Origin of the sequence: Moorena bouillonii PNG, assembly GCF_001942495.1 — a bacterium.
In the GTDB taxonomy this organism is placed as follows: domain Bacteria; phylum Cyanobacteriota; class Cyanobacteriia; order Cyanobacteriales; family Coleofasciculaceae; genus Moorena; species Moorena bouillonii.
The window spans coordinates 3,440,103-3,442,600 of record NZ_MKZS01000001.1; the positions used below are offsets into that span (position 1 = coordinate 3,440,103).

At 44.8% G+C, this 2,498-nt stretch carries 6 protein-coding genes; all 6 read left to right on the forward strand.

Translation table 11 applies throughout. The features are described from left to right. The coding region (locus tag BJP37_RS14035; RefSeq protein WP_143727984.1) for a DUF4351 domain-containing protein at positions 1 to 264 on the forward strand (264 nt) is incomplete at its 5' end. Between the two features lie 476 nt (positions 265 to 740). Next, positions 741 to 950: a hypothetical protein gene (locus tag BJP37_RS41055; RefSeq protein WP_198954043.1), complete on the forward strand. Its 210-nt coding sequence runs from the start codon at positions 741 to 743 to the stop codon at positions 948 to 950. A gap of 87 nt (positions 951 to 1,037) precedes the next feature. Then, entirely contained in the window at positions 1,038 to 1,307 is a 270-nt protein-coding gene (locus BJP37_RS41060) for a hypothetical protein (protein WP_198954044.1), read from the forward strand. 69 nt (positions 1,308 to 1,376) lie between these two features. Next, entirely contained in the window at positions 1,377 to 1,628 is a 252-nt protein-coding gene (locus tag BJP37_RS41065) for a hypothetical protein (protein ID WP_198954045.1), read from the forward strand. Then, entirely contained in the window at positions 1,600 to 1,896 is a 297-nt protein-coding gene (locus BJP37_RS41070) for a hypothetical protein (protein ID WP_198954046.1), read from the forward strand. The genes BJP37_RS41065 and BJP37_RS41070 overlap by 29 nt, the downstream gene beginning before the upstream one ends. Before the next feature lie 29 nt (positions 1,897 to 1,925). Then, positions 1,926 to 2,249 carry an IS66 family transposase gene (locus BJP37_RS41075; RefSeq protein WP_198954047.1) on the forward strand — a complete coding sequence of 108 codons (324 nt, stop codon included), beginning with the start codon at positions 1,926 to 1,928 and terminating at the stop codon, positions 2,247 to 2,249. Positions 2,250 to 2,498 lie beyond the last annotated feature (249 nt).

Here is a 2,498-nt window from a genome sequence, read left to right on the forward strand (position 1 = left end):
GAATCAGTTACCTATCAAGATATTATCCAAAAGGGAGTCCAAAAGGGACTCCAGCAGGGACTTCAGCAGGGACTCGACCGAGGAAAGCAGGAGGAAGCGGTATTAATTGTGATGCGTTTGCTAACCCTGAGGTTAGGTTTACTTGACCCTGTGCTCCAACAGCAGATTGAGGGATTATCCATTACTCGATTGGAGGAATTGAGTGAAGCGTTGTTGGATTTTAAGACAGCAACGGATTTAGCGGTTTGGTTGGAGCACGGCTGACATTGAACTGTCAGTGTTCACCAGGATTTTTTGTGGGGACATGATTTTGATAAGACCTGATCTAATCAGGTCTTTTTTAGATTTTATCTAAATCAGAAGTGCTCGGGTATCATAACTTGACTCCATATACAAGATCCAGGTGCGATCAATTTTTTAACTCAGATTCACTACAGTGTCTTGATGCAGTCGCTCATGGGGGAAACCCCCAAGACCGCGCTGCATCGCTATCTGAAATAGTATTAACTTTGAAGAATTTGCCTTGGCCTACGATAATATCTGCAAATACCTAGCAGAAGAATACCCATCGGAGTTTTTTCACTGGCTATTGGGTGAAGAACCTCGGGATATTCAGGTACTTAAAACCGAATTAAGCAGGTGCACAAAATGTAACTTCTCAATAACCGCTGTGGGGTGAAAGAGATAGGTATAGAGTTAGCCCCCTTGTCAAGAGTGCATAAATCTGGTTAAACAAAGGTATGCTAGAAAACTCTGTGCAAGTAAAAAATGAGCAACTCAGCGACCTTCATGAGGTCGAGGAGCTGCGTGCGCTTGTCAGACAACAGGCTGAAACGATAGCAGAACTAGCCAAGCACAATCAAGAGTTAAGCAAGCGCATCCGTGAATTGGAGGAAGAGTTACGAGGGAAAAAGAAACTGAATAAAAAACCCCAACGAGCGTGCGAGTAAGCGTGGGTGAAGGGAAGCAGCTAGAACTTAAGCAAAGGAAAGGTAAACGTCCGCGCCTCAGCTAAAGGTCGTAAGAAAGATAGCTTCGTGGTGGACACCGAATGGAAAATAGAACCCTCTCAACTGCCAGTTGGGGCAAAATTTAATGGATACCGAGAATATTTGTTCCACGAACTTCCCATAGAAAGAAATAACATCCGCTTCTTGTTAGCCGAATATGTGTTACCAGGGGTCGGGGTAATTAGTGCTCAATTACCGCCACAGTATCAGCAATTCTGGACATTATCGCCCGCAACTAGTGGGATATATCTTGCACCAGTACTATCACAATCGAGTGACGCAACCAAAGATTCATGAGCAGCTACTGGAATGGGGTATCGAGATATCGGTTGGTCAAATCAATTCATACCGAGCGCGCAAAAATAGATGTGTTTCACACTCTCTCAGGCATCGGTTTTAGGGGCAGGATTAGAATGCTCAGAGTATGTTCACACCGATGATACCGGAGCACGACACAGTGGGAAGAACGGGTATTGCACGGTGATTGGTAATGAATGGTTTACTTTCTTTGCGAGCACCCCCCAGAAGACTCGACGCAACTTCTTATCGGTATTACAAGGCAATGCCCCGATTTATGTACTCAATCAGGATGCCCACCAATATGCACGCTTCCTATAAGTTAGCCGACAAGCATATGAACCGATTGAGTTTTGGTTCAACGGTGCTAGGGAATAGCCCATCGCAATGGCAGGACTATTTAGACTCTATTGGCATTGTGCATTCCCTAGTAGCACAGAGGGTCACCGAAGCCGCTCTGCTGGGTGGATTAATCGAGAGTGGCAAAAACCTCAAATTGCTGATTCTCTCAGATGGAGCCAGACAGTTCAATATTCTCATTCATGGGTTGTGTTGGGTTCTGGCTTTACGAATCATCCGCATGCTTTGAGGGGAGTACCGCTGAATTTCGAAACAACATTGAGGAAGTCCAAAGCCTTCTATGGGAGTACTACCAACAGCTTAATTGCCTATCAAGATCACCCGAGTGCCGACCAACAAGAGTACCTATCTGCTCGGTTTGATGAAATCTTTGGTCGGTGTTATCTGCACCACCCCACTAGTAGCAACGCATTGAACCAATTTAGACAAAACTTGGAGCAATTGCTTCGGGTGCTCGACAAACCCAATATCCCTTTGCACAATAATGCCGCCTTTTCTGACATCAGAGAATTTGTGACCCGTCGAAAAATCAGTGGTGGCACTCGCTCTGAGGCCGGACTTCAAGCCAGAGATACCATGTAGGGTATGAAAAAGACAATCGCGCAAATTAGGGATTTGTTTTTGGGCGTATTTACTGTCCCGCTTGCGAGGGGATGACAAAATCCCCCCCTTACCAGATTTGATTCGACAAAAGGCTATAGAGCATCGACTGGTGGGTAGCCCTGCCTGATAAATTGCTGATCCAATTTGTCAACCAGCGGTTATTGAGAAATTGCCACAAAATTAATTACCTATTTTTGACATAATAAGATATAATTATATGAAATAACT

Excerpts from the sequence above, each read along its gene's own strand:
- BJP37_RS41055 (WP_198954043.1), top strand. The coding sequence starts at position 741 with ATGCTAGAAAACTCTGTGCAAGTAAAAAATGAGCAACTCAGCGACCTT.
- BJP37_RS41065 (WP_198954045.1), top strand. The coding sequence starts at position 1,377 with ATGTGTTTCACACTCTCTCAGGCATCGGTTTTAGGGGCAGGATTAGAA.
- BJP37_RS41070 (WP_198954046.1), top strand. The coding sequence starts at position 1,600 with ATGCCCACCAATATGCACGCTTCCTATAAGTTAGCCGACAAGCATATG.